Origin of the sequence: Bacillus sp. 1021 (genome assembly GCF_014534735.1) — a bacterium.
Lineage (GTDB): Bacteria > Bacillota > Bacilli > Bacillales > Bacillaceae > Bacillus > Bacillus siamensis.
Genome location: NZ_JACVSR010000002.1, coordinates 841,797 through 864,595 on the forward strand (window position 1 = coordinate 841,797; position 22,799 = coordinate 864,595).

Consider the following 22,799-nt stretch of genomic DNA (forward strand, 5'->3'; position numbering starts at 1 on the left):
CCGCTTGTCAAAACAAAAGCGGGCTTATATAATATTTGTAACTTAAATGTCTGTGAAGGGTTAACAATTGTCCTTTTCAAGTGGACAAAAGGAAGAAAGGTGGAGTTTCTCTTTGGAAGCAATTCGTATTGGACTGTTAGGACTGGGAACCGTGGGAAGCGGTGTCGTCAAAATTATACAAGATCATCAGGATAAGCTTATGCACCAGGTCGGCTGTCCGGTGACGATCAAAAAAGTGCTAGTTAAAGATATTGATAAAAAACGAGACGCAGACCTGCCGAAAGAAGTGCTGACGACGGAAGTCTATGATGTGATCGATGACCCTGAGGTCGATGTGATTATTGAAGTCATCGGCGGTGTCGAACAGACGAAGCAATACCTGCTCGACGCCTTGAAAGCGAAAAAACATGTTGTGACGGCAAATAAAGATCTGATCGCTGTGTACGGCTCAGAGCTTTTAGCCGCCGCAAAGGAAAATGGCTGTGACTTGTATTATGAAGCGAGTGTCGCCGGCGGAATTCCGATTTTACGTACACTCGAAGACGGGCTTTCCTCTGACCGGATTACAAAAATGATGGGAATCGTCAATGGAACGACGAACTTCATCTTAACGAAAATGATTAAAGAAAAAAGCCCGTATGAAGAAGTGCTGAAGGAAGCGCAGGATCTCGGATTCGCGGAAGCGGACCCGACCGCCGATGTAGAAGGACTCGATGCCGCACGCAAGATGGCGATTTTAGCCCGTCTCGGTTTCTCTATGAATGTCGACTTGGACGATGTCAAAGTAAAAGGGATTTCCCGCATTACGGATGAAGACATCAGCTTCAGCAAACGGCTTGGCTACACAATGAAGCTGATCGGCATCGCCCAGCGTGATGACAATAAAATCGAGGTCAGCGTTCAGCCGACACTGCTCCCTGATCATCATCCGCTCGCTGCGGTGCATAACGAGTTTAATGCCGTTTACGTATACGGAGAAGCTGTCGGAGAAACGATGTTTTACGGCCCCGGCGCCGGAAGCATGCCGACTGCGACATCAGTCGTTTCCGATCTGGTCGCGGTTATGAAAAACATGCGTCTCGGCGTAAACGGAAACAGCTTTGTCGCCCCGCAGTATGAAAGAAATCTGAAGCAGCCGTCAGATATTTACGCTCAGCAGTTTTTAAGAATTCACGTCAAAGACCAGGTCGGCTCTTTTTCAATAATCACATCCGCTTTCTCAGAGCGCGGTGTAAGCTTTGAAAAAATTCTGCAGCTGCCGATCAAAGGCCGCGATGATCTTGCGGAAATCGTGATTGTCACGCATCATGCATCAGAAGAAGATTTCAGCGACATTCTGCAAAACTTAAATGATCTCGAAGTCGTACAGGAAGTAAAAAGCACATATCGCGTAGAAGGGAACGGTTGGAGCTAATGTGGAAAGGACTCATCCATCAATATAAAGAATTTCTGCCGGTGACGGAACAAACGCCGGCCCTGACATTGCATGAAGGAAATACGCCGCTGATTCATCTTCCGAAGCTTTCCGAAAAGCTCGGAATTGAGCTGCATGTGAAAACGGAGGGCATTAATCCGACGGGATCTTTTAAAGATCGCGGCATGGTCATGGCGGTCGCCAAAGCGAAAGAAGAAGGCAATGATACGATCATGTGCGCTTCAACAGGCAACACATCCGCGGCGGCTGCGGCATACGCGGCGAGAGCAGGCATGAAATGCATTGTCATCATTCCGGACGGAAAAATCGCCTTCGGAAAGCTTGCGCAGGCTGTCATGTACGGAGCGGAAATCATCGCGATCGACGGAAACTTTGACGACGCGCTGGCCATCGTCCGGTCGATTTGTGAAAAATCTCCGATTGCATTAGTGAATTCGGTAAACCCGTACCGGATTGAAGGGCAGAAAACAGCGGCCTTTGAAGTATGCGAACAGCTCGGCGGAGCGCCTGACATTCTCGCGATCCCGGTAGGAAACGCCGGGAATATTACGGCCTACTGGAAAGGGTTCAAAGAATACCATGAGAAAAACGGCACCGGACTTCCGAAGATGCGCGGTTTTGAGGCGGAAGGTTCTGCGGCCATCGTTCGCGGCGAGGTCATTAAAAATCCCGAAACCGTTGCGACGGCAATCCGGATCGGGAACCCTGCCAGCTGGGACAAAGCCGTGCTTGCAGCGGAAGAGTCAGCCGGAAAAATTGATGAAGTCACAGATGGAGAAATCCTTCACGCTTATCAGCTGATTGCCCGTGAAGAAGGCGTATTTGCCGAGCCAGGCTCCTGTGCATCCATCGCCGGCGTTTTAAAACAGGTGAAATCCGGTGAAATTCCAAAAGGAAGCAAGGTTGTCGCAGTCTTGACCGGAAACGGCCTGAAAGATCCGAACACGGCTGTAGACGTATCTGAGATAAAACCGATCACGCTGCCGACAGATGAAGACAGTATTCTCGAATACTTAAATGGAGCGGCGCGTGTATGAATGAGGCGGAGATGCTGTTTTCCATTACGGTTCCGGGAAGCACCGCCAACTTAGGACCGGGCTTTGATTCCGTCGGGATGGCGCTCAGCAGATATTTGAAGCTTTCGGTTTTCCGAAACGATGAATGGATGTTTTCGGCGGAGACGGAAACTGTCGCGGGCATCCCTCAAGGAACGGACAACCTCATCTATCAAGTCGCCAAACGGACGGCTGACCGTTATCAGAAAGAGCTGCCGCCCGCGCATGTCAAGGTGTGGAGTGACATCCCCCTTGCGCGGGGCCTCGGCAGCAGCGCAGCCGCTATCGTCGCCGCCATTGAGCTTGCGGATGAGTTATGCGGCCTGCAGCTGCCGGAAAGCGACAAGCTGCACTTAGCCAGTCTTGAAGAGGGGCACCCTGATAATGCCGCCGCTTCTCTCGCAGGAGGGCTTGTGATCGGCCTTCATGAAGAAGATGAAACACATATCGTGCGTACTGCCGAAGCGGATATCGACGTTGTTGCGGTTATTCCGTTTTACGAAGTTCTGACCAGGGATGCAAGAGACGTCCTCCCGAAAGAACTGCCGTACCGCGGCGCCGTTAAAGCAAGCGCCGTCAGCAACCTTCTTGTTGCTGCGATCATGTCAAATGACTGGGCGCTCGCGGGGAAAATGATGAGAAAAGACATGCTGCATCAGCCGTACCGCGCCATGCTTGTTCCTGAGCTTTCGAAGGTAGAGCATGCGGCAGAAATGAAAGGCGCTTATGGGACCGCGCTGAGCGGAGCGGGCCCGACGATTCTTGTCCTGACTGCAAAAGGAAAAGGAGAAGAGATGAGAAGCCACCTTTCTCAGCATTTTCCGCACTGTGAGATTGCGTCGCTTACCGTCCCGTCAGAAGGAAGCGTAATCGAACGGAACCCTTTAAAGCAAATGAAAAGTGTATAATGGTAAAAAGCGTTCTTCCCATCAGAGAAGGACGCTTTCTTTTTCTGGAGAAGGATTTTTATTTAGGGAAGCGAAATAAAAGAGAAAAGGAGGAGAAACGATTGAAAAAACTTATAACCGAGGAGGACATTGCGTCTCTCGTATCCGTGACAGATCCCCAATACGCCCCTGACGGCAGACGGGCCGCATACGTCCGGACAACTGTCAATGATAAACGGGACTCTTATTCCTCAGCCATTATGGTGTACGACACAGAATCCCGCACCTCAAAACCGTGGACATTCGGAAGCGGTAAAAATACAAACCCGCGGTGGTCGCCTGACGGACGGCGCCTTGCTTTTGTTTCTGACAGGGAGGATGGCGTCCCTCAGCTGTACATCATAGACACTGCCGGGGGAGAGGCGGAAAAGGCGGCTGATATCCCTTGGGGCGTGTCAGATCCGATATGGGCTCCCGACGGCAGATCCGTGCTTGTGTCCGTCAGTCTGACATCAGCGGAGCGCGCCGATGAGAAAGAAAAAAAGAAGCATGACGAATATGAGCCAATCGACATTCAGTCATTAACTTATAAACGCGACGGGAAGGGCCTGCTCAACGGAAGCCGGACACAGCTTGTGCTGATTCATCTTGAAACGGGGGAGATTCAGCAGCTGACAGACCATGAAGCGGATCATGATGACGCGGCATTTTCACCGGATGGCAAGCAGATTGCGTTTACCGCCAATTTATGCGAGCCCGGTGACGCCGGAAAGCCGAGCGATGTCTACCTGATGAATCTGGCAGACGGCGATCTCAAACAGATTACCCCGCACAGCGGTTCTTTCGGCTCCTGCGTGTTTTCACCGGATGGTTCTTATATCGCGATGCTGGGCCATGAGAATGAATTTCGCAACGCAACCTTAGAAAAAGCGTGGCTGTACGATGTGAAAAATGAGCGGCTGTCCTGCTTAACCGACATGCTGGATGTTCATTTGAGCGATGCGCTTATTGCCGATTCACTCATAGGAGGAGTGACGCCCCGGCCGGTTTGGACAAATGACGGGCAGGGATTTTACGTCCTCGGGAGCGAGCAGGGAAGCACCGGTATTTATTATATCTCGATTGACGGCCTCGTCTATCCGATCCGATTAGAAGAAGAGTATGTGAACGGTTTTGCTTTTCATCCCGATCAGAAAAGCTGTATCGCCGTAATTGCCAAACCCGCCCGGCCTTCTGAGCTTTACAGCATTTCATTTGAAAACGGTAAAGAGAAGCAATTGACAAACAACAATGATTGTTTTACAGAGGAACGCATCATATCCGTGCCGGAGAAGCTGCAATATGAAACGAAAGACGGACTGACGGTGCACGGCTGGTTTTTAAAGCCCGCGGCTTTTGAAGAAGATCAAACTTATCCCCTCATTCTATACATACACGGCGGGCCTCACATGATGTACGGGCATACGTATTTTCATGAATTCCAAGTGCTGGCCGCGCAAGGATATGCTGTCGTCTATGTCAACCCGAGGGGAAGCCACGGCTATGGACAGGATTTCGTCAATCGTGTCAGAGGCGATTACGGAGGCGGAGATTACCGTGATGTCATGCAGGCGGTGGATGAAGCCCTTCAGGCGTATCCGTTTATTGACAGCGGCCGTCTCGGCGTGACGGGCGGAAGCTACGGAGGGTTTATGACGAATTGGATTGTCGGGCAGACCGGCCGTTTTAAAGCAGCCGTCACGCAGCGCTCCATTTCAAATTGGTTCAGTTTCCACGGTGTCAGCGATATCGGCTTCTTTTTTACCGACTGGCAGCTTGGCCATGATCTGTTTGAGGAAGCGGATAAGCTTTGGGACCGTTCACCTGTAAAATATGCGTCCCGCGTTTCAACGCCGCTTCTCATCCTGCACGGCGAGCGTGATGACCGCTGTCCGATAGAACAGGCTGAGCAGCTCTTTATCGCATTGAAGAAGCTGAACAAAACGACGGCGTTCATCCGATTTCCGAAAGCCACGCATGAGCTGTCGAGAAGCGGCCATCCGGAACAGCGGATCAAACGCATCCGTTATATTTGTTCATGGTTTAATGACTATCTGCAAAAATAAAATAAAAAACCAGGCTGTCATCAGCCTGGTTTTGTTATTAAAATACTTGTTCTACTTCAACGACACCCGGCACTTCTTCAAGAAGGGCGCGTTCGATTCCGGCTTTCAGCGTAATCGTTGAACTTGGGCAGCTGCCGCATGCGCCAAGGAGACGAAGCTTTACAATGCCTTCGTCAACGTCGACAAGCTCACAGTCACCGCCGTCACGAAGCAGAAACGGGCGTAATTTATCCAATACTTCCTGTACTTGCTCTTTCATTTCAACCTCAGTCATGAGATTCGCTCCTTTCATATGCATAAAACCATTATATTCACAGTAACGGTAAAAATCTAATGTTTGGTTTGCAATGCTGCTTTCTTCATTATAGCATATTTAAACTTGAACATAAAAACCGTTTTTTATACAAAAGCTGCCCCGTCCTTTGTATACTGGTGGAAAGGGGATGATAAACATGACAAAGCCGGTGACGCTCAGTGTTTACGGCGCTGAAACGCTCTGCGCAAGCTGTGTAAATATGCCGAGCGCCAAAGATACGTTTGAATGGCTGGAGGCGGCGCTGAAACGGAAATATCCGGAGCAGCCTTTTAACATGCAGTATATTGATATTGACACACCGCCTCAGCAAAAGGAGACAAAAGAGCTTGCGGAGCGAATCAGAAACGATGAATTTTTCTATCCGCTTGTGCTGGTGGAAGATGTCATTGTAGGAGAAGGGAATCCGCATTTAAAAGATATATATGAAGAAATGGAAAAGCGCGGCTATGTGGCGGGCTCATAAAAATGGCCGCTGATCGCAATCAGCGGCTTTTCCATTATCAGCCGTTATGATGCTTGTACATCCATAAAAGGCCTGATTTTAACAGGCGCGGCACACGCCCGATCAGCGGACGGTCGTTGACAAGACCGAAACCCGCTTTTTTTCCGAGCGAGCCGAGGACGCCTTTCAGCTTAAATTGCGGCATTGTTTCCGGCAGCTCTTCATTGTTCCAGCGTTTCAAAAGAACCTGCACAATTTGCTCCGCCTGCGCTTCAGCAAGCTGAGCGCTCGGCGCATGCGGAAGGCTCGCGCAATCACCGACGACGTAAACATGCTCATCGCCCGGAAGGTTATGGTGCGGTGTCAAAACGATGCGGCCTTGCGGATCTTTTTCAGCGTCCAGTTCTCTGACGGCTCTATTCGGCTGAATTCCCGCCGTCCACACGATGGCATCGGCCGGTATTGCTTCATCATGATTGTAAACGATACCGTCTTCCACTTTTGTAATATTCGCATTATTGATAATGGTGACGCCGTGCTCTTCAAACCATTTTTGAACGTATTTGCTGAGCCTTTTCGGAAAGCTTGATAAAATCAGATCGCCCCGGTCAAATAATATAATCTTCAGATCGTCACGGCTCTCTCTTAATTCACTGGCAAGCTCCACGCCGCTTAATCCCGCTCCGACGATAGCGACAGATGCATTGGCGCCGAGGTTGTTCAGCTTTTGATAGGCTTCGCGTGACTGGTCAATGGTTTGAATGCTGTAAGTATGTTCCGGCGCGCCGGGCACGTTATGATACTTATCCTCGCAGCCCAGTCCGATCACCGCGTCATCGTAAGAAATCGGTTCGCGGTCATGAAACAGAACTTGTTTGTTTTTCGTGTCGATGGAAGCCACCTCACCGTATTGAACATCCAGATTCGGATGCTCTGGAAAGGACACTCTGATATGATGATCAGAAATCGTGCCGGCGGCGAGCGCATAATATTCTGTTTTTAAGCAGTGATACGGGTTTCTGTCAATCAGCGTGATGGATGTATCTGACGGAAGCTGGTTCGGCAATAAGCGGTGCAGCACCCGCATGTTTCCGTAACCCCCGCCGATCAAGACCAATTTTTTCATAATGATTCCCCTTTTGCCCGAAAAATATGGTAGTCAATGTTGTTACAAAATAACGAACTATGTAAAATAACATCTAGAATTATATCGAATTTGATCTAAAACCACAATAATAGTTTTAAAATAACCTACAAATTGACCAGAAAACGCGTAATAGTAAAACCTTTAACCTGAATTAATATGTTACGATAACATTGAGTGTGAAACCGGATCTTTGACGAATAGAGGAAATTCCGTTAGGATAAGGTACATATGTGAGGTGAAACCGCATGAATCCGATGATTGAATTCTGTGTCAGCAATTTAGCGCGCGGTTCCCAGGAAGCACTTGAGATCTTAGAGAAGGATCCGAACTTGGACGTGCTTGAATACGGCTGTTTAAGCTATTGCGGGAAATGCATGGAGTCCCTGTTCGCCCTGGTTAACGGCGAAGTGGTCACGGGAGGCACGCCTGCTGAATTGGTTGACAACATATATACATTCATAGAAGAAAATCCGATGTTTTAATCAGAGGCTCCGAACGGGCCTCTTTTTTTATGCGCCCCGGGATTTGGCAAAATAAAAAATTTGTAGACAGCAAAAATAAATATTGTTATCTTAATAAAGACTTTTTTTAAATAAAATTTTAGAGGTGGATTCATTGAATATCGTTTGGGGGCTGCTTGGGGCAGTTGCTATATTAGCCATTGCTTTTTTGTTATCAGAGAAGAAAAGCAAAATTAAACTGCGAACCGTCATTGTCGGTTTATGTTTACAAATGGCCTTCGGATTCATCGTATTAAAGTGGGACGCCGGCCGGGCCGTATTTTTATGGTTCTCAAGCCGTGTGCAGCTTCTCATTGATTATGCGAACGAAGGCATCAGCTTTATTTTTGGCCCGCTGTTAAAAGTGGGCAGCAGCCCGGCTTTCGCGCTGAGTGTTCTGCCGGTCATTATCTTTTTCTCAGCGCTGATTGCCGTTTTGTATCACCTGAAAATCATGCAGCTTATTTTTCGCGTCATCGGAGGCGGACTGTCAAAGCTTCTTGGGACAAGCAGAACAGAATCGCTTGCGGCGGCTGCGAATATTTTTGTCGGACAGTCTGAATCACCGCTTGCCATTAAACCGCTGATTGCGGGATTGACCCGTTCCGAGCTGTTTACGATTATGACGAGCGGCCTTTCGGCTGTAGCGGGTTCGACGCTTTTCGGATACGCCCTGTTAGGCATTCCGATCGAGTACTTGCTGGCGGCTAGCTTCATGGCGGCTCCTGCCGGTCTCGTGTTCGGAAAAATATTAATACCGGAAACAGAAAAAACGCAGACGGTTAAAGGTGACTTTAATATGGACGAAGAAGGCGAAGGCGCCGCTAATGTGATCGATGCCGCGGCAAAAGGCGCGTCCACCGGCCTTCAAATTGCGCTAAACGTCGGCGCCATGCTGCTTGCGTTTGTCGCGCTCATCGCCGTAGTGAACGGAATTCTCGGCGGAATCGGCGGCTGGTTCGGTTTCAAACATATTACATTAGAATCCATTCTCGGTTACGTGTTTTCACCGATCGCATTTGTTATCGGAGTTCCTTGGCATGAAGCGCTCGGAGCGGGAAGCTATATCGGACAAAAGCTTGTGCTGAATGAGTTTGTCGCTTATTCCAACTTCGGTCCACATATTGCGGACTTTTCTAAAAAAACGTCTACGATTATCAGCTTTGCGCTGTGCGGATTCGCCAACTTCTCTTCCATTGCGATCATGCTCGGCACATTGGGCGGTTTGGCCCCAAGCCGCCGTTCAGACATCGCGCGCCTCGGGTTAAGAGCGGTTATTGCGGGAACACTCGCTAACCTTCTCAGCGCGGCGATTGCCGGCATGTTTATTTAGTAAACGATAAAAGCTCCCTGCATATGCAGGGAGCTTTTATGTATGAAAAACGGGGGATATTTATATTGTGTCCGAGGGGAAGAGCTTTTATACTAAGTAAAAGAAAAAAAGTTGGAGGCCGATATGAATTCATTCCGTTTTACCAAGATGCACGGTCTTGGAAACAGTTATATATATGTAAATCAATTCGAAGAAAAGCTGCCGGAAGAACGGCTGGCTGAGATTGCCGTTAAAGTGTCCAGCATTCATACGGGCATCGGTTCTGACGGCATGATCCTCATCTGTCCGTCAGAAAAAGCGCCCGTTAAAATGCGGATTTTTAATAATGACGGTTCAGAAGGAAAAAATTGCGGCAACGGCCTTCGCTGTGTGGCAAAGTACGCATACGAACATAAGCTGACAGAAGAAACGTCCTTTTTCATTGAAACGCTCTCAGGTCTTGTGAAAGCAGACATTACGGAGGACAACGGGATAGTGCGTGAAGTCGCCGTTGATATGGGCGAACCCCGCCTGACCAAAAAAGAGCTGCCGATGCTAGGCAATGAAGATGAACGGACGATCGATGAGACCTTTGTTTTTGGAGAGACGGAGCTTTCAGGAACTGCCGTATCAATGGGAAACCCCCATATTGTCTTTCCGGTTGAAGATATCAGTCAAGCGCCTCTTACAACGCTCGGCCCCGTCATTGAAAAAGACCCGAGATTCCCGGAAGGCGTCAATGTCGAGTTTGTGGAAACCGTCAGCGCGGATGAACTTCATTTCCGTGTATGGGAACGCGGCTCCGGCATTACACAGGCTTGCGGAACAGGCGCCTGTGCGGCGGCTGTCGCATCCGTATTGAACGGTGTTTCTGAACGGAACCGGGATATCACTGTTCATTTGGCGGGAGGCGACCTTGTGATTAATTGGCAGGACAATGGGCACGTGCTGATGACAGGGCCCGCCGAAACCGTATGCAGCGGCGTCTATTATTTGTAAACAGCTCGTTTGAGAAATACGCTTCTCAAGGTTTATAATAGACATCAGTATTCGTTTTTAAAAAAGGAGGTCTACCTATGAGTGTTCCAGTAACCATCACTGAAGCAGCAGCTTTGCATATAAAAGATATGATGAAAGAGCATGAAGAAGAAAACGCGTTCCTCCGTGTGGGCGTAAAAGGCGGCGGCTGCAGCGGCCTGTCTTACGGAATGGGATTTGAGCATGAAAAAGGCGAAAAAGACAGCATGTTTGAACAGCACGGAATCACCGTTTTGGTCGACAGCGACAGCCTCGATATTATGACCGGCACGATCATCGACTTCAAACAGTCCATGATGGGCGGCGGCTTCACCATTGACAACCCGAATGCCATCGCTTCCTGCGGCTGCGGATCTTCTTTCCGCACGGCCAAAAACGCCGGTACGCCGGAAGAGTGCTAGGGCTCAACCTGCCATTCTTAGGATGAAAAAATATGGCGTCTTTCTTTTCGATGGCGCTTGCACCATTGTTAAGAAAGGCGTTTGTTTAATAAAAGCAAAACCCGCTCAACAGAAGCGGGTTTTGCTTTTTCAAAGATGTTATTCAATTGTATGTTTCATTGCATTGTACATATTTGCCGTGTGTTCATCGGCTTTATCCCGGGACATGCGCAGCCGTTCCGCTGAAGAACCATATCCGATTTCTAGTTTGCCCTCTTTCAGTCCTTTAAAAATCCCATCAGCGAATTCATCCAGCGGTTCTCCTTGCGTATGCAGCCCTGCTCCGCCTAAATCTGTATTGACTGCCGGAGGCGCAACTTCAATCACTTCTACAGCTGAATCAGAAAGCTGGTGTCTCAGACTCATTGTAAATGAATGAAGCGCCGCTTTCGTTGCTGAATAGATCGGAGCAATGGCAAGCGGTGTAAAAGCCAATCCCGAAGAGACGTTAATGACAGCCGCATCTTCTTTTCCGGCAAAAAACGGAGCGAACAGCATAGACAGGTGGAAGGGAGCTTCAATGTTCGTTGTGATTTCTTTATTGAAATAGTCCCAATTGTCCTTCGCATCCGCATTCAGCACATGAAAACGTTGTTGAATCCCCGCGTTGTTGACTAACACATTCACTTCCGGATAGTTCTCTGTCACCCAATCAAACAGTGATACACGTTCAGATGGAATGCTCAAATCACTGACATAGGTAATAAGATCCGGAAATGTTTCCTTTGCTTTTTGAAGAGCATGTTCACGCCGTCCGGTCACGATGACTTTATTTCCCGCTTTTAAAAATCGTTCTGCGAAAGCCAATCCTATCCCGGCATTTCCGCCTGTAATCAGTATTGTATTTCCCGTCAGGTTCATATGAACTCCTCTTTTCCAATTTGGTTTACATTTCTTTGATGACATTTCAGCTGCAATCCAATCAATATATTTTTTGGGATCATCGGGAAACCCGCCAAAACTATTCTTTCCTTGTCACAATATGATGATACGGCTTAAAGTGCGGTTTAAGTCAACAAAAGAACCTTTTCCGATCAAATTCTGGGATCTTTCTTGATGCGATAAAGCGTACCGTATAACATGGGAAAAAGGCAATTAAAAAACGTTTCTGATTAAAACAAAAGGACGGCGATGCATATGCAGGAAGGAAACAGCGTTGATATCAGGCCGCTCAGCCTGAATGATGCTGAGCAGGAACTGATTTTGCAGACGGAAAACCGCATGTTTTTTGAACGGTTTGCCATGTCGAGACAAGAGGATTTTTATACGCTGGAAGGCCGGAAAAAACGAATTGAACAATCACTGAAGAATGCGGAAAATGACACAGAATACAGCTTCGGCATTTTTCTTCAGGATCAGGCCCTGATTGGCACGATCAGCCTTTTCAGGTGGTTCGGGGCGACATCCAAAGCGCTTTCATCGGTTACTTTTTAGATGGCAAACATAATGGAAAAGGCTATGCGACGTAGGCTGTCAAGCTGGCAGCCGATTATGCATTCAATGAGCTGAACCTGCATCGGATAGAAGCCGGAGTCATGCCGCACAATAAGGCGTCAATCCGTGTGCTCGAAAAAACCGGCTTTCATAAAGAAGGCATTGCGAGAAAAAATGTAAAAATAAATGGAAAATGGGAAGATCATCAGGTGCTGGCGATCATACATCCGGAGGATACATAACGATATCCTCCTTTTTTGGATCCTGCGTCTCATTCCGCAGGTCATTCTTCTCTAATACCTCAAATCCATTGTCTAAATCGTACTATTTGCAAATTCAGAAAAAAATAAAGGGTACATAGCATCAAAAACTATGAAAAATATGCTCTTTGTCAACACATTCTAAAGTCATATTTTTCGAAAGGATATTGATTTTTTGATAGGAATAAACTAAATTGTAAAAGTATAGAATAGTTCATTTATTTTGTAAGAAAAGGATGATAATATGATAGGTCAATTGAGCAATAAAAAAATATTTTTAAGTTCTTTTTTCATCATTTTGATCTGTTCATTACTCTTCCAATTCAGTATTTCAGATAAAGTGCTGCAGTCTTATTACTCTTCTGTCGGAGAAAATACCTACGATATCGGGGAGAAAAGTGTTCGTACGATTGTCATGTTTCTGCAAGGGTTTATGATCTTCACCACTTTTGTGGAAATCCTGATAGGCGGGTTTCTGTTATTCGTTGCCGCTTTTATTCTCGGTACAAAAAAACCGAAAAAAATATATTTGCTTCTATATACGCTGACTTCTTTAATCTCGGCATTTAAAATGTTGATTCTGTCAGTTGTTAACTACTTAACGGCTGATTCCTCACTTATATATTCTGCCGGCGGCACCAAACTGAGTTTACAGCTGCTGGATCCATTTCTGCTTCTGTCAATCGCGGCTCTTTATGCTGCCGCAGGAAAACTTACCGATCTCAGCAAAGGAAAGAGAATCATTTTAACTGGATGTTTTGTTTTATTAAAACTCTTCACTATCTTCTTTAATTATTTTATGGCGGATAAAATTTAGCTCGGGAGAGAGTCAATTAAGCTGAATTTTATTATATATTAAAAACAGAGCAGGGGGATGTTAAGATGAACTTAGTAAAATCTAATAAAAAATCTTTCATTTTGTTTGGCGCGGCTCTTGCTGCAGCGACGTTGGTTTATGCACTTTTATTAACTGGCACTGAATTAAATGTGGCGGCGGCTCATGCATTCTCAGCCAATGCTGAATTAGCTTCGACTCTCGGTATCTCTACAGCAGCAGCTAAAAAAGCAATTGATATCATTGATGCGGCTTCAACAATTGCTTCTATCATTTCTCTCATCGGTATCGTTACAGGCGCAGGCGCGATTTCTTATGCAATCGTTGCAACAGCAAAAACAATGATTAAGAAATACGGCAAAAAATACGCAGCTGCTTGGTAAAATCGATCGATAAATAATTGCTCTTTTTGTACAAGCTGCAAAAAGAGCCTCTCTCCCAAATACATATGTAAGGATTGAAAGTATGATAGTCAGACAAATTACAGCTCTTATCAAATATAATACCCTGTCGTCGTTCCGCAAAAAAAAGGAAGATTGGGGAATTCCTCAACTCAACGGCAAACTGCTTTCTGCCATTATCATTTCTCTGTTATGTGTTTATCTTATTTTACTGGGATGCGGCATTGTATTCGGGACAAAACTGATTCAGCTTCCTATCAGCGCGTGGGGGAAATTTGTTTTAATCGCCGTTTCATTGGAGCAGCTTTTTTGGTCTGCCGGCTTCTTTAAAGAACATCAAAATGCTTTTCTGCTGGATACGCGCAAGGTCATTCATCAATTAAAAAAGGTTCGTTTTTTACAGCTGTTTTCAGTTTTTACCGGCCAGGCGATCAAAAAAACCATTTTCGTATGGTATCTTTTTGTTTTTCCGGTCTTTTTGTTTTTAACCGGCGCAGGCATGGCTGGATCTGCAGCGGTCATCGTATTTTTCCTGGGCTTCGTTTATTTTCTTCTCAATTTATTTTTATCTATGCTGTTTTCTTACGTTGTTTATCTTCTTACGAATATGTGGAGCAAATGGTTTTACTTGAAAATCATGAAGGGCATTTTATTCAGCGTCAGCCTGCTGGTGCCGCTGGCAGTGGGGTATGCCGTTTATCTTCTCGTGTTTGGGGAGTATACGGTAAAGGACATTTCCGGATTTACGGAGTCGCCGGCTTTCCGGAACATCCTCATGAATACACCGTATGTATGGCTGGTATTCCGCTCAGATTCCGTGCTCGTTTTCGCAGCAGTATTTGCAGCCGCCGTCCTTTTTACGGCTGGACTGTTTAAGCTGTGGGCGGCTACCCTGAAGAAAATGGATCTTATTCCTTATATGTTTTTGACAAACGCAGCTTTTACGCCAAAGCTTAAATTATATAGGAATAACAAAATATTTCATGCCGTTTTTCAAAAGGACCTTCTGTTTTTAACGAGAATTGACGGGTTTTTTATCAGGAATTTCGGCAGTATGCTTTATTTGTTCATGCTGTTTTTAGGTTTTTGTGTTCCGCTGCTTTCTCATCATTTTACCGGGTATTCGGCAGCTGCCATCGTATCCGCCGCGGTTATCATTGCGAACTTTTCGTATCAGCTTGTCGGGGACGCGCTCAAAACCGTATTATCCGTTGATGGAGAAATAAAAAATCAGCATCTGTTTCACCGGAATATCAAGCATGCGTGGCAGCTCGTGTTTCCGAAAGTATGTATTTATAATCTTGCGGCTCTTATCTATTCATTCATCATGACCATTTTGATTACGGTGTTTTTTCCGTCCTCCGCTGCGCTGACGGTCTACCTGTTTATTGTATTTTTATGTTCGGGTTTTTTATACAGTCTTGTCCAGATTTCAAGCACCGCCTTGTACCCTAAAAAAAACTGGGAGCACCTGTACGAAATCGGAGAAGCCGGGAAAGCAAAGACGTACAACAACTTATACGGTTCTTTGATTTTCATTGTGTCGCTTCAAATTGCTGCGATCACGTCATATTTTATTTATAAAAAGCCGGAACTTGAAACGCTGCTTATTCATTCTGCATCAGGTATATTTGTCCTGTTCACACTATTAAACTATGGAGTCATGTTTCTGTTTCTTCGCAGAATTAATATGGCGGAAAGGTTTGCGAACAATGATTAAATTAGTGAATATACAAAAAAACTATAGTGAAAAACAGGTGTTAAAGGATATTTCCTTTGAGGTGAAAAAAGGCTCAATCTACGCTTTGCTCGGGACCAATGGAGTCGGGAAAACAACGACTTTGAAAATCATTTCGGGCCTGCTTAAACCGACGTCAGGCTGCGTCGTGATTGACGGTAAAGAAATAGATTCAGAAGAGGGGGGGCAAATATCGGCTGATATCGGTTTTGTGCCCGACCATGCTTTTTTATATGATTACTTAACGGGAGTCGAATACTTGCGTTTTACAGCGGAGATGTTTCAAGTGCCGTCTCAGCGGACAAATGATTATATAAAGAATATGTTAGAGACGCTGAAGCTTTCACAAGACGGAAATCAGCTGATTAAAACCTATTCACACGGAATGAAACAAAAATTATCAATCGCTGCCGCGCTCATTCATCAGCCTAAGATCTTAATCCTTGACGAGCCGCTGACGGGCATTGATTTAATCAGCGGCAAAACGATACGGACGTTATTGAAGGAGTACGTCAAACAGGGGAATACGGTCCTGTTATCGACTCACCTGCTGGAACTGGCGCATTCGTTGTGCGATACGATCGGTATTATCCATGACGGCGTTTTTGCGGCGGAGTATCAGTCATCCGAGCATTCATTAGAAGAAATCGAAGAAATGGCTGAGCGTATCTATACATGATGAACCGCATTTTGCCGGCAATCAGAACGTCCGCCATTCCGTTAACCGCGTCATTGCTGTTTTTTTCAGGCGGTGCAATCGCTGCGGTTTTTACCGATCACTTTGTATCATCAGCGTCTTATAATGGCTCGTCAGGCGCAGTTGAATTGTTAAAGAATAATGCAATCGCTTGTCTGTTTTTAGCAGCAGGTTTTTTTACTTTTGGGTTGACCTCAATCTTTTATTTATTCACCAATGGATTTATTTTAAGCGGTTCTATTATCGAAAATCTGCAGGGCGGGATCCCTTTATATCAGATTATTTTACTGCTAATTCCTCATGGTATATTTGAAGTTCCTGCGTTATTATTAAGTGGCGCCATTGGTTTTAAGGGCGTTGAATTGGTCGTCAGGCTGTGTTTTTCTAAAGAGAGAAGGATAATAGCTTCAATGTTCAGGCATATCGGAATATTGGTGCTGTTTATTATTTGTCTGCTGATCGCCGCCGCCATCATTGAAACTTATATCACACCAATTTTTAAGTAAAAGGGGCAGAAATCATATGAGAAGTAAATTATCATTAATCGGTGTGCCGATTGTTATGATTATCGGTTATATCATTTCTTTATCCTTTGAGTGGCTGTTTCCTGTTCTTACTTTTGGGGCAGCGGGGCTGTATCTCTTTTTATTTGCTCCGGTGCAAAACAAATTCATCCGTTACATCTTTTTGTTTATTTTTGTGATTAATCTGTTGGCCAGTGCGGCTCTTTATTTTGGTATTTAATAAAAAAATGACATTCATGTTGAATGTCATTTTTTTTTATTTTCGAGCGGCTCTGCTGTGTGTTAAAATCTGTCGCCGTTGAAAATTGAGTTTTTTACGATCACGTAGTCGACATTGCGGATAGCTTCGAGTGTATTGCCGCCGGCGTAAGAGATGGAAGACTGCAGATCCTGCTCCATTTCAATCAGCGTGTCCTGCAGAGATCCTTTATGCTCGACATGCATTTTTTTGCCCTCGACGTTTTTCTTTTCGCCTTTTTGAAATTCGGAAGCGGAGCCGAAATATTCTTTGTACAGCTTGCCGTCGATTTCGATCGTTTGCCCCGGTGATTCTTCGTGGCCGGCTAATAATGATCCGATCATAACCATAGACGCGCCGAAACGGATGGACTTCGCAATATCGCCGTGCGTACGAATGCCGCCGTCAGCAATGATCGGTTTGCTTGCCGCTTTTGCACACCAGCGAAGCGCGGCTAATTGCCATCCGCCGGTGCCGAAGCCGGTTTTAATTTTTGTGATGCATACTTTCCCGGGCCCGATACCCACTTTTGTCGCGTCAGCGCCCGCGCGTTCCAGCTCCCTTACAGCTTCTGGCGTCCCGACATTCCCTGCAATGACAAAGCTTTCCGGCACATGTTCTTTAATAAATTGGATCATGCTGATTACAGCATTGGAATGGCCGTGCGCGATATCAATGGTAATATAATCCGGTACAAGCTCCTGTGCTTTCAGCTCGCGGATGAATTCATAATCGTTGTCTTTCACGCCGACGCTGATCGAGGAAATCAGTCCGCGTGCTTTCATATCCTGGACAAAGGCCAGGCGTTTTTCCGGCTCGAAGCGGTGCATGATATAAAAATACCCGTTTTCCGCGAGCCAGGCCGCGATGTTTTCATCTATAATCGTCTGCATGTTGGCCGGTACGACCGGAAGTTTAAATGTGTGTCCGCCCAATGTAACTGATGTATCACATTCAGATCGGCTGTTTACAACGCATTTTGCAGGAATCAGCTGAATATCTTCGTAATCAAATACATTTTCCATAAATAACACCCCTAAAAGCGAATGATAAAATTATAATTAAATTAAAATGTTCGTCTTTTTATAATGTACTTTGTTTTGTCAGGAATGTCAAATGATTTCATGCTGCCTCATACGCCGTCAGCTTGTCATCCTTTTGCAGTTTGGTTATCATAGTAGTATTGGGTGTTGTAAGACATTTGTTACGATAGATAGATTTGCAAAGAAGGGAGGGGCCGGTGTGGAACAAAAACAGCCCGGGCACAGCCCGAAAGCCCAGAAAATTCAGGACCGGATTATTTTAGGCACGATTTGGGTCGTGTCGGCGCTTGTGATTGCGCTCGTTGTCGGAACCGTCATGAATTATATGTGGATCTTTAAATAAAAAAGAGTCTGTGCCGGCAGGACACAGACTCTTTTTTTATTATTTTTCAAACATGCTTGTAGAATGCAGAGGCTGGACGCGCGCTTTCGGGTCCATGTAAGCCTTCGCGTTGTTCACGGCTGTCGGAGCTTCGCCGAAACCGCTCGCGATCAGCTTGACTTTGCCTTCATATGTGCAGATATCTCCGGCGGCAAAGAAGCCTTCGATATTGGTTTCCATCGTGCTTTTGACGACGATGGAGTTTTTCTCGATTTCAAGGCCCCAGTTTTTAATCGGGCCGAGAGAAGAAACAAAGCCGTAGTTTACGATCAGGTCATCAATTTCAATGATTTCTTTGCGGTCGCCTTTCACTTCTTCAAGAACGAGCTGTTCGATCCGGTCTTCACCGACAAGTTCAGCCGGAACAAACGGTGTCAGCACGTTGACTTTAGAATTGTGCAGGTTTTCGACACTGTGCTCATGCGCGCGGAATTTATCACGGCGGTGGATGATGCTGACTTCTTTGGCGATTGGCTCAAGCATGAGCGCCCAGTCAACAGCGGAATCGCCGCCGCCCAGAACGGCAACGCGTCTGCCTGCGAATTGATTGAGGTCGTCAATGAAGTAGTGCAGGTTTTTGCCTTCATATTGCTCCGCTGATTCCAGCTCAAGCTTTCTCGGCTTAAATGCGCCGTTTCCCGCGGTGATAATGACCGTTTTTGAATAATGCGTTTCTGAATTCGTGACAAGCTTAAACACACCGTCAGCCTGTTTTTCAACAGATTCAACGGCCTGCTCTAAGCAGATGGTCTGATCGAACTTTGCCATTTGCTCTTTTAAGTTGTTCACAAGTTCTTGGGCGCGGATTTTCGGGAATCCGGCTACATCATAAATATATTTTTCAGGGTACAGCGCGCTGAGCTGGCCGCCAAGCTGAGGCAGGCTCTCGATGATTTTGACGCTCGCCTGTCTCATTCCCCCGTAAAAAGCGGTAAACAGGCCGACCGGGCCGCCGCCGATGACCGTAATATCATAAACCTTTGAATCCTCTTGCATACCAAATTGCCTCCTAATTGAAAATTGTTATTAATTATAACATAGAATTTGAAAGGATGACGAGTGCCGAAAACCGCCCGGCCGCTTCATTATTGAAAAAAATTGCGCCTGCCGCTAATATGGGGACAAATTCCAATCCGTTTTTTCCTGAATGTTTTCCGATGCTTCCGGATAGTATGGTGATATGCAGACATGTGCGGTTTTCTAAAAAATTTATAATTCATTTCATAAAATCCCGCCAATAAGCTGAAGCTAATACAAATGTTGATTTGATTATGCGTCTAACAGCAAAAAAAAGAAGGTGGATGTGATGGCATTGAATAAACCCAAAATCGTGGTTTTAGGTGCAGGTTATGGTGGATTAATGACAGTAACAAGGCTTCCGAAGCATATCGGGGCAAATGACGCCGAAATCACTTTGGTCAATAAACACAATTATCATTATGAAACGACATGGATGCATGAAGCGAGCGCAGGAACGCTCCACCATGACCGCTGCAGATATCAAGTGAAAGATGTAATTAATGATTCACGGGTCAAATTTGTGCAGGATACCGTAAAAGCAATAGATGTGCAAAATAAAAAGGTGACGCTTTCACAAGGGGACATCCCTTATGATTATCTCGTTATCGGGCTGGGTGCCGTCCCTGAAACATTCGGGATTAAAGGCTTAAAAGAGTTCGCCTTTCCGATCGCTAATATTAATACGTCACGTCAGCTGAAAGAGCATATTGAGCTCCAATTTGCGACATACAATACGGAGGCCGAAAAACGCCCCGACCGCTTAACCATCGTCGTCGGCGGAGCGGGCTTTACGGGAATTGAATTTCTCGGCGAACTTGCGAACCGCAAGCCGGAGTTATGCAGAAATTATGATATAGATGAAAGTCTCGTCCGGATCGTCTGCGTCGAAGCCGCTCCGACGGTTCTGCCGGGATTTGACCCGGAGCTTGTCGATTACGCCGTTCAATACCTTGAGAGCAAGGGTGTTGAGTTTAAAATCGGCACGGCGGTTCAAGAATGCCGCGCGGACGGTGTCACAGTCGGCAAGAAGGATGAAGAGCCTGAAGAAATCAAATCGCAGACCGTTGTCTGGGCCGCAGGCGTACGCGGACATCCGATCGTGGAGGAAGCGGGTTTTGAAAATATGCGCGGCCGCGTCAAAGTCAATCCCGATCTTCGGGCGCCCGGCCATGATAACGTTTTTATTCTCGGTGACAGCTCGCTCTTTATTAATGAAGAGACGGAACGGCCGTACCCGCCGACTGCTCAGATCGCGATGCAGCAAGGAGAAACCGTGGCCAAAAACCTGGGCCGTCTGATTAAAGGAGGCCAGCTTGAAGAGTTCAAGCCGGACATTAAAGGAACCGTCGCCTCCCTCGGTGAGCATAACGCGGTCGGTGTCGTATACGGCAGGAAGCTCAAAGGCACGCCGGCGTCCTTTATGAAAAAGGTCATTGACAACCGTTCGTTATTTATGATCGGCGGACTCGGCCTGACACTGAAAAAAGGGAAGTTTAAATTCTTCTGAAAAACCCGCAGGAGCGGGTTTTTTCTTCTTTCAAAAAAGAGCGTTATATAAAGCATGTAAGAGAAAAAAACGAATGTTTCCGCTTACATGAAATGATTCGTTACATATTCTGACTTGGTGCTTGACAAGTAAATATGATATATTATCAGAAAATTAAGAAAAAGGGTGATCCGCATGAAAACGACAGCAAAAAGCACGGCGGCGTGTCCGTTCTGCTCAGGTAAAGGGTATTTTCAATTGCTTCTTGGCGGCTCCGAAACATGTCCCTCCTGCGAGGGAAGCGGCAAAGAGAGACGCTGAATTTTCCAGACGTTGACTTTTTTACCGCCCCCGAGGTACACTGAAAGTGCTGTAGGGGGTGGATGTTTGTGATTAGTTTGCCGGTGGTCCTGATCTCAATCGTACTATTTTTCGTACTGTTTTTCGGCATTGGCTTTCTGTTGAACATGCTGCTGAGAATGTCGTGGATTATGGCTGTTGTCTATCCGATTGTATGCCTTTTCATTATCAGTAATAAAAAGATGATCAGTTACGTGCAGGCGCCGGGGGAATCATTTCAAAGCCTGTTTCAGCGGATCATGTCATTAGCGGCTGCGGATGTCGTGATTTTGGCAGGCGGACTGGCGGGAGCGATCATGTCAGGCATTGCCATAAAGGCGCTGAGAAAAAGAGGATATCAAATGTTTTAAGCCGCTTTCTTATTCAAAGAAAGCTTTTTTTGTGCCTCGGCGCTTTTTGTATAGCACCTCACCGGGTTGGGAACACTGACTCGGAGGAGAGTGATTTCAGATTGACGATAATCAGACGCGTATTCATGATTGCGCTTTTTTTGGGCGCATGCCATGCGACATACTTTTCCATAACGGGTGTTGAAGCAAAGGATCTGACAAATTGGATGACGGAACATCGCGGCGCCGTTTTGAAAAACATCGGCACTCCGTTTCAGTCCTTACAGAATCAGCCGGAAAAGCAGGCATCAGGCAAGGTAAAACCGCTGGAAGAGGCTTTTGACTGGGAACGCTATCCGTCAAAAAAGGTGACGGCCACCGGTTATACCGCAGGAGCGGAATCTACGGGGAAATCTCCGGGTCATCCGCAGTATGGAATTACATATTCAGGCGTGAAGGTCAAACGCGATTTATATTCAACAGTGGCTGCCGATCCGTCTGTTTTCCCGATCGGGACGATTCTGTTTATACCGAATTACGGATATGGGGTTGTCGCCGATACCGGCTCGAAAATTAAAGGCAGCCGTCTGGATCTCTACTTTGACACCGTAAAGGACGTCTATAACAACTGGGGCAAAAAAACACTTGATGTCTACATTGTCAAAAAAGGGAACGGCAAAGTGACCGAGGACGAACTTGTAAAGCTGAACGAAACAAAGTCACTTCAAGTCTTCAGAAATCAATACAAAACGGTAAAAGAATAAAAACGCTTCAGCATCCGCTGAAGCGTTTTTTACATAAAGAAATAATTTAAAATCAGTGTCAGTACAATGCCGGTGACGCCGCCGAAGAACACTTCGATCGGCTGATGGCCGAGCAGTTCTTTCAGTTTCTTCTGTTTTTCTTTCTCTTCCGCTTTCTGAAAGTCCTTCGCTTCGCTGACAAACCGATTAAAGTCGATGACCAGTTTATTAATGACCGTCGCCTGTTCACCCGCATGCCGCCTGACACCGGTAGCGTCAAACATCGTAATGACGGCGAAAATCGCGGCGACTGCAAACAGAGGCGAGTCCAGTCCCTGTTCCAAAGCGACTCCGGTTGACAGCGCGGTGACGGCGGCGGAATGGGAGCTCGGCATGCCGCCGGTGCTCGTCACAAGAGACCAGTCAAGTTTTTTGGATACGATAAATTGAATAGGCACTTTTACAACTTGGGCAAAAATAATGGCAGCAAAACTCGCCAGTAAAGGAAAATTCATAAATACATCCATATGCGACATCCTTTCTGTATCTGCGAAAGTCCGATCATATCGAAAAACTGCAGAAAACGCCCTTAGTTTGGTAAAATAAAATCAATGGAAAAATGTTTTTTCATT

Annotated in this window: 26 protein-coding genes and 1 pseudogene; 21 read left to right on the plus strand and 6 right to left on the minus strand. The window is 46.2% G+C overall.

Annotation, left to right across the window (positions count from 1 at the left end):
- Window positions 1–112: 112 nt before the first annotated feature.
- From ICW23_RS10945 to ICW23_RS10960, 4 genes are all read left to right on the plus strand, one after another.
- Complete coding sequence (locus tag ICW23_RS10945; RefSeq protein ID WP_049627291.1) at window positions 113–1,414, plus strand: homoserine dehydrogenase; 1,302 nt, start codon at window positions 113–115, stop codon at window positions 1,412–1,414.
- On the plus strand, window positions 1,414–2,472 hold the full coding sequence (gene thrC / locus ICW23_RS10950) for a threonine synthase (protein WP_045926048.1): 1,059 nt from the start codon (window positions 1,414–1,416) through the stop codon (window positions 2,470–2,472). The genes ICW23_RS10945 and thrC overlap by 1 nt, the downstream gene beginning before the upstream one ends.
- Window positions 2,469–3,398, plus strand: coding sequence for a homoserine kinase (gene thrB / locus ICW23_RS10955; RefSeq protein ID WP_188154496.1), 930 nt, complete (start codon window positions 2,469–2,471; stop codon window positions 3,396–3,398). The genes thrC and thrB overlap by 4 nt, the downstream gene beginning before the upstream one ends.
- Before the next feature lie 101 nt (window positions 3,399–3,499).
- Complete coding sequence (locus ICW23_RS10960; RefSeq protein WP_188154497.1) at window positions 3,500–5,482, plus strand: S9 family peptidase; 1,983 nt, start codon at window positions 3,500–3,502, stop codon at window positions 5,480–5,482.
- 37 nt (window positions 5,483–5,519) lie between these two features.
- Here the strand turns inward: ICW23_RS10960 and ICW23_RS10965 are convergent, their stop codons facing one another.
- Window positions 5,520–5,855, minus strand: a complete 336-nt coding sequence (locus ICW23_RS10965; protein WP_173363134.1) for a NifU family protein — start codon at window positions 5,853–5,855, stop codon at window positions 5,520–5,522.
- Window positions 5,856–5,934: 79 nt separating this feature from the next.
- On the opposite strand from ICW23_RS10965, the gene ICW23_RS10970 reads away from it, so the two are divergent.
- Window positions 5,935–6,261 carry a YuzD family protein gene (locus ICW23_RS10970; RefSeq protein ID WP_045926049.1) on the plus strand — a complete coding sequence of 109 codons (327 nt, stop codon included), beginning with the start codon at window positions 5,935–5,937 and terminating at the stop codon, window positions 6,259–6,261.
- Window positions 6,262–6,298: 37 nt separating this feature from the next.
- Here the strand turns inward: ICW23_RS10970 and ICW23_RS10975 are convergent, their stop codons facing one another.
- The gene (locus ICW23_RS10975) at window positions 6,299–7,366 is read right to left on the minus strand and encodes an NAD(P)/FAD-dependent oxidoreductase (protein WP_060964386.1); all 1,068 of its coding nucleotides are present in this window, start codon (window positions 7,364–7,366) and stop codon (window positions 6,299–6,301) included.
- Between the two features lie 266 nt (window positions 7,367–7,632).
- Here ICW23_RS10975 and ICW23_RS10980 point away from each other — a divergent pair, with 266 nt between their 5' ends.
- The 4 genes from ICW23_RS10980 (at window position 7,633) to ICW23_RS10995 (ending at window position 10,638) form a co-directional block, all read left to right on the plus strand.
- On the plus strand, window positions 7,633–7,869 hold the full coding sequence (locus ICW23_RS10980) for a YuzB family protein (RefSeq protein WP_007408721.1): 237 nt from the start codon (window positions 7,633–7,635) through the stop codon (window positions 7,867–7,869).
- 133 nt (window positions 7,870–8,002) lie between these two features.
- Window positions 8,003–9,220, plus strand: a complete 1,218-nt coding sequence (locus ICW23_RS10985; RefSeq protein ID WP_016938070.1) for a NupC/NupG family nucleoside CNT transporter — start codon at window positions 8,003–8,005, stop codon at window positions 9,218–9,220.
- A 123-nt stretch (window positions 9,221–9,343) separates the two neighbouring features.
- Window positions 9,344–10,198: a diaminopimelate epimerase gene (gene dapF / locus ICW23_RS10990; protein WP_049627289.1), complete on the plus strand. Its 855-nt coding sequence runs from the start codon at window positions 9,344–9,346 to the stop codon at window positions 10,196–10,198.
- A gap of 77 nt (window positions 10,199–10,275) precedes the next feature.
- On the plus strand, window positions 10,276–10,638 hold the full coding sequence (locus ICW23_RS10995; protein WP_016938072.1) for a HesB/IscA family protein: 363 nt from the start codon (window positions 10,276–10,278) through the stop codon (window positions 10,636–10,638).
- Between the two features lie 138 nt (window positions 10,639–10,776).
- On the opposite strand, the gene ICW23_RS11000 is transcribed toward ICW23_RS10995, so the two are convergent.
- Window positions 10,777–11,538 carry an SDR family oxidoreductase gene (locus ICW23_RS11000; protein WP_188154498.1) on the minus strand — a complete coding sequence of 254 codons (762 nt, stop codon included), beginning with the start codon at window positions 11,536–11,538 and terminating at the stop codon, window positions 10,777–10,779.
- Window positions 11,539–11,814: 276 nt separating this feature from the next.
- Between ICW23_RS11000 and ICW23_RS11005 the strand changes: the two are divergent.
- The 7 genes and pseudogenes from ICW23_RS11005 to ICW23_RS11035 all read left to right on the plus strand — a co-directional run bounded on the left by ICW23_RS11005 (window position 11,815) and on the right by ICW23_RS11035 (window position 16,786).
- Window positions 11,815–12,353: pseudogene (locus ICW23_RS11005) on the plus strand (GNAT family N-acetyltransferase).
- 262 nt (window positions 12,354–12,615) lie between these two features.
- Entirely contained in the window at window positions 12,616–13,188 is a 573-nt protein-coding gene (locus ICW23_RS11010; protein ID WP_016938075.1) for a hypothetical protein, read from the plus strand.
- A gap of 65 nt (window positions 13,189–13,253) precedes the next feature.
- Entirely contained in the window at window positions 13,254–13,589 is a 336-nt protein-coding gene (locus ICW23_RS11015; RefSeq protein ID WP_003151973.1) for an uberolysin/carnocyclin family circular bacteriocin, read from the plus strand.
- Between the two features lie 82 nt (window positions 13,590–13,671).
- Window positions 13,672–15,327, plus strand: a complete 1,656-nt coding sequence (locus ICW23_RS11020; RefSeq protein ID WP_188154499.1) for a hypothetical protein — start codon at window positions 13,672–13,674, stop codon at window positions 15,325–15,327.
- The gene (locus ICW23_RS11025) at window positions 15,320–16,024 is read left to right on the plus strand and encodes an ABC transporter ATP-binding protein (protein WP_016938077.1); all 705 of its coding nucleotides are present in this window, start codon (window positions 15,320–15,322) and stop codon (window positions 16,022–16,024) included. The genes ICW23_RS11020 and ICW23_RS11025 overlap by 8 nt, the downstream gene beginning before the upstream one ends.
- Window positions 16,021–16,548, plus strand: coding sequence for a stage II sporulation protein M (locus tag ICW23_RS11030; protein WP_045926053.1), 528 nt, complete (start codon window positions 16,021–16,023; stop codon window positions 16,546–16,548). The genes ICW23_RS11025 and ICW23_RS11030 overlap by 4 nt, the downstream gene beginning before the upstream one ends.
- Before the next feature lie 16 nt (window positions 16,549–16,564).
- Window positions 16,565–16,786: a DUF5970 family protein gene (locus tag ICW23_RS11035; RefSeq protein ID WP_045926054.1), complete on the plus strand. Its 222-nt coding sequence runs from the start codon at window positions 16,565–16,567 to the stop codon at window positions 16,784–16,786.
- Between the two features lie 62 nt (window positions 16,787–16,848).
- Here the strand turns inward: ICW23_RS11035 and guaC are convergent, their stop codons facing one another.
- On the minus strand, window positions 16,849–17,829 hold the full coding sequence (guaC, locus tag ICW23_RS11040; protein ID WP_188154500.1) for a GMP reductase: 981 nt from the start codon (window positions 17,827–17,829) through the stop codon (window positions 16,849–16,851).
- Window positions 17,830–18,046: 217 nt separating this feature from the next.
- On the opposite strand from guaC, the gene ICW23_RS11045 reads away from it, so the two are divergent.
- The gene (locus tag ICW23_RS11045; protein WP_016938080.1) at window positions 18,047–18,190 is read left to right on the plus strand and encodes a hypothetical protein; all 144 of its coding nucleotides are present in this window, start codon (window positions 18,047–18,049) and stop codon (window positions 18,188–18,190) included.
- Window positions 18,191–18,229: 39 nt separating this feature from the next.
- On the opposite strand, the gene yumC is transcribed toward ICW23_RS11045, so the two are convergent.
- Complete coding sequence (gene yumC / locus ICW23_RS11050) at window positions 18,230–19,225, minus strand: ferredoxin--NADP reductase 2 (protein ID WP_007613496.1); 996 nt, start codon at window positions 19,223–19,225, stop codon at window positions 18,230–18,232.
- 310 nt (window positions 19,226–19,535) lie between these two features.
- On the opposite strand from yumC, the gene ICW23_RS11055 reads away from it, so the two are divergent.
- The 4 genes from ICW23_RS11055 (at window position 19,536) to ICW23_RS11070 (ending at window position 22,188) form a co-directional block, all read left to right on the plus strand.
- On the plus strand, window positions 19,536–20,756 hold the full coding sequence (locus tag ICW23_RS11055) for an NAD(P)/FAD-dependent oxidoreductase (RefSeq protein WP_047476951.1): 1,221 nt from the start codon (window positions 19,536–19,538) through the stop codon (window positions 20,754–20,756).
- A gap of 174 nt (window positions 20,757–20,930) precedes the next feature.
- Window positions 20,931–21,056, plus strand: a complete 126-nt coding sequence (locus ICW23_RS11060) for a YuiA family protein (protein ID WP_116746225.1) — start codon at window positions 20,931–20,933, stop codon at window positions 21,054–21,056.
- A gap of 68 nt (window positions 21,057–21,124) precedes the next feature.
- Window positions 21,125–21,445: a YuiB family protein gene (locus ICW23_RS11065; RefSeq protein ID WP_029575317.1), complete on the plus strand. Its 321-nt coding sequence runs from the start codon at window positions 21,125–21,127 to the stop codon at window positions 21,443–21,445.
- Window positions 21,446–21,546: 101 nt separating this feature from the next.
- The gene (locus tag ICW23_RS11070; protein ID WP_016938085.1) at window positions 21,547–22,188 is read left to right on the plus strand and encodes a 3D domain-containing protein; all 642 of its coding nucleotides are present in this window, start codon (window positions 21,547–21,549) and stop codon (window positions 22,186–22,188) included.
- A 29-nt stretch (window positions 22,189–22,217) separates the two neighbouring features.
- Here the strand turns inward: ICW23_RS11070 and ICW23_RS11075 are convergent, their stop codons facing one another.
- Complete coding sequence (locus ICW23_RS11075) at window positions 22,218–22,694, minus strand: divergent PAP2 family protein (protein WP_016938086.1); 477 nt, start codon at window positions 22,692–22,694, stop codon at window positions 22,218–22,220.
- Between the last annotated feature and the right edge of the window lie 105 nt (window positions 22,695–22,799).

Coding starts and splice junctions, on each gene's coding strand:
- ICW23_RS11060 (WP_116746225.1), top strand. CDS start 20,931: ATGAAAACGACAGCAAAAAGCACGGCGGCGTGTCCGTTCTGCTCAGGT.
- thrB (WP_188154496.1), top strand. CDS start 2,469: ATGAATGAGGCGGAGATGCTGTTTTCCATTACGGTTCCGGGAAGCACC.
- ICW23_RS11010 (WP_016938075.1), top strand. CDS start 12,616: ATGATAGGTCAATTGAGCAATAAAAAAATATTTTTAAGTTCTTTTTTC.
- ICW23_RS11035 (WP_045926054.1), top strand. CDS start 16,565: ATGAGAAGTAAATTATCATTAATCGGTGTGCCGATTGTTATGATTATC.
- ICW23_RS11055 (WP_047476951.1), top strand. CDS start 19,536: ATGGCATTGAATAAACCCAAAATCGTGGTTTTAGGTGCAGGTTATGGT.
- dapF (WP_049627289.1), top strand. CDS start 9,344: ATGAATTCATTCCGTTTTACCAAGATGCACGGTCTTGGAAACAGTTAT.
- yumC (WP_007613496.1), bottom strand. CDS start 19,225: ATGCAAGAGGATTCAAAGGTTTATGATATTACGGTCATCGGCGGCGGC.
- ICW23_RS10975 (WP_060964386.1), bottom strand. CDS start 7,366: ATGAAAAAATTGGTCTTGATCGGCGGGGGTTACGGAAACATGCGGGTG.
- guaC (WP_188154500.1), bottom strand. CDS start 17,829: ATGGAAAATGTATTTGATTACGAAGATATTCAGCTGATTCCTGCAAAA.
- ICW23_RS11075 (WP_016938086.1), bottom strand. CDS start 22,694: ATGGATGTATTTATGAATTTTCCTTTACTGGCGAGTTTTGCTGCCATT.
- ICW23_RS10970 (WP_045926049.1), top strand. CDS start 5,935: ATGACAAAGCCGGTGACGCTCAGTGTTTACGGCGCTGAAACGCTCTGC.
- ICW23_RS11030 (WP_045926053.1), top strand. CDS start 16,021: ATGATGAACCGCATTTTGCCGGCAATCAGAACGTCCGCCATTCCGTTA.
- ICW23_RS11025 (WP_016938077.1), top strand. CDS start 15,320: ATGATTAAATTAGTGAATATACAAAAAAACTATAGTGAAAAACAGGTG.
- ICW23_RS11015 (WP_003151973.1), top strand. CDS start 13,254: ATGAACTTAGTAAAATCTAATAAAAAATCTTTCATTTTGTTTGGCGCG.
- ICW23_RS11020 (WP_188154499.1), top strand. CDS start 13,672: ATGATAGTCAGACAAATTACAGCTCTTATCAAATATAATACCCTGTCG.
- ICW23_RS11000 (WP_188154498.1), bottom strand. CDS start 11,538: ATGAACCTGACGGGAAATACAATACTGATTACAGGCGGAAATGCCGGG.
- ICW23_RS10980 (WP_007408721.1), top strand. CDS start 7,633: ATGAATCCGATGATTGAATTCTGTGTCAGCAATTTAGCGCGCGGTTCC.
- thrC (WP_045926048.1), top strand. CDS start 1,414: ATGTGGAAAGGACTCATCCATCAATATAAAGAATTTCTGCCGGTGACG.
- ICW23_RS10995 (WP_016938072.1), top strand. CDS start 10,276: ATGAGTGTTCCAGTAACCATCACTGAAGCAGCAGCTTTGCATATAAAA.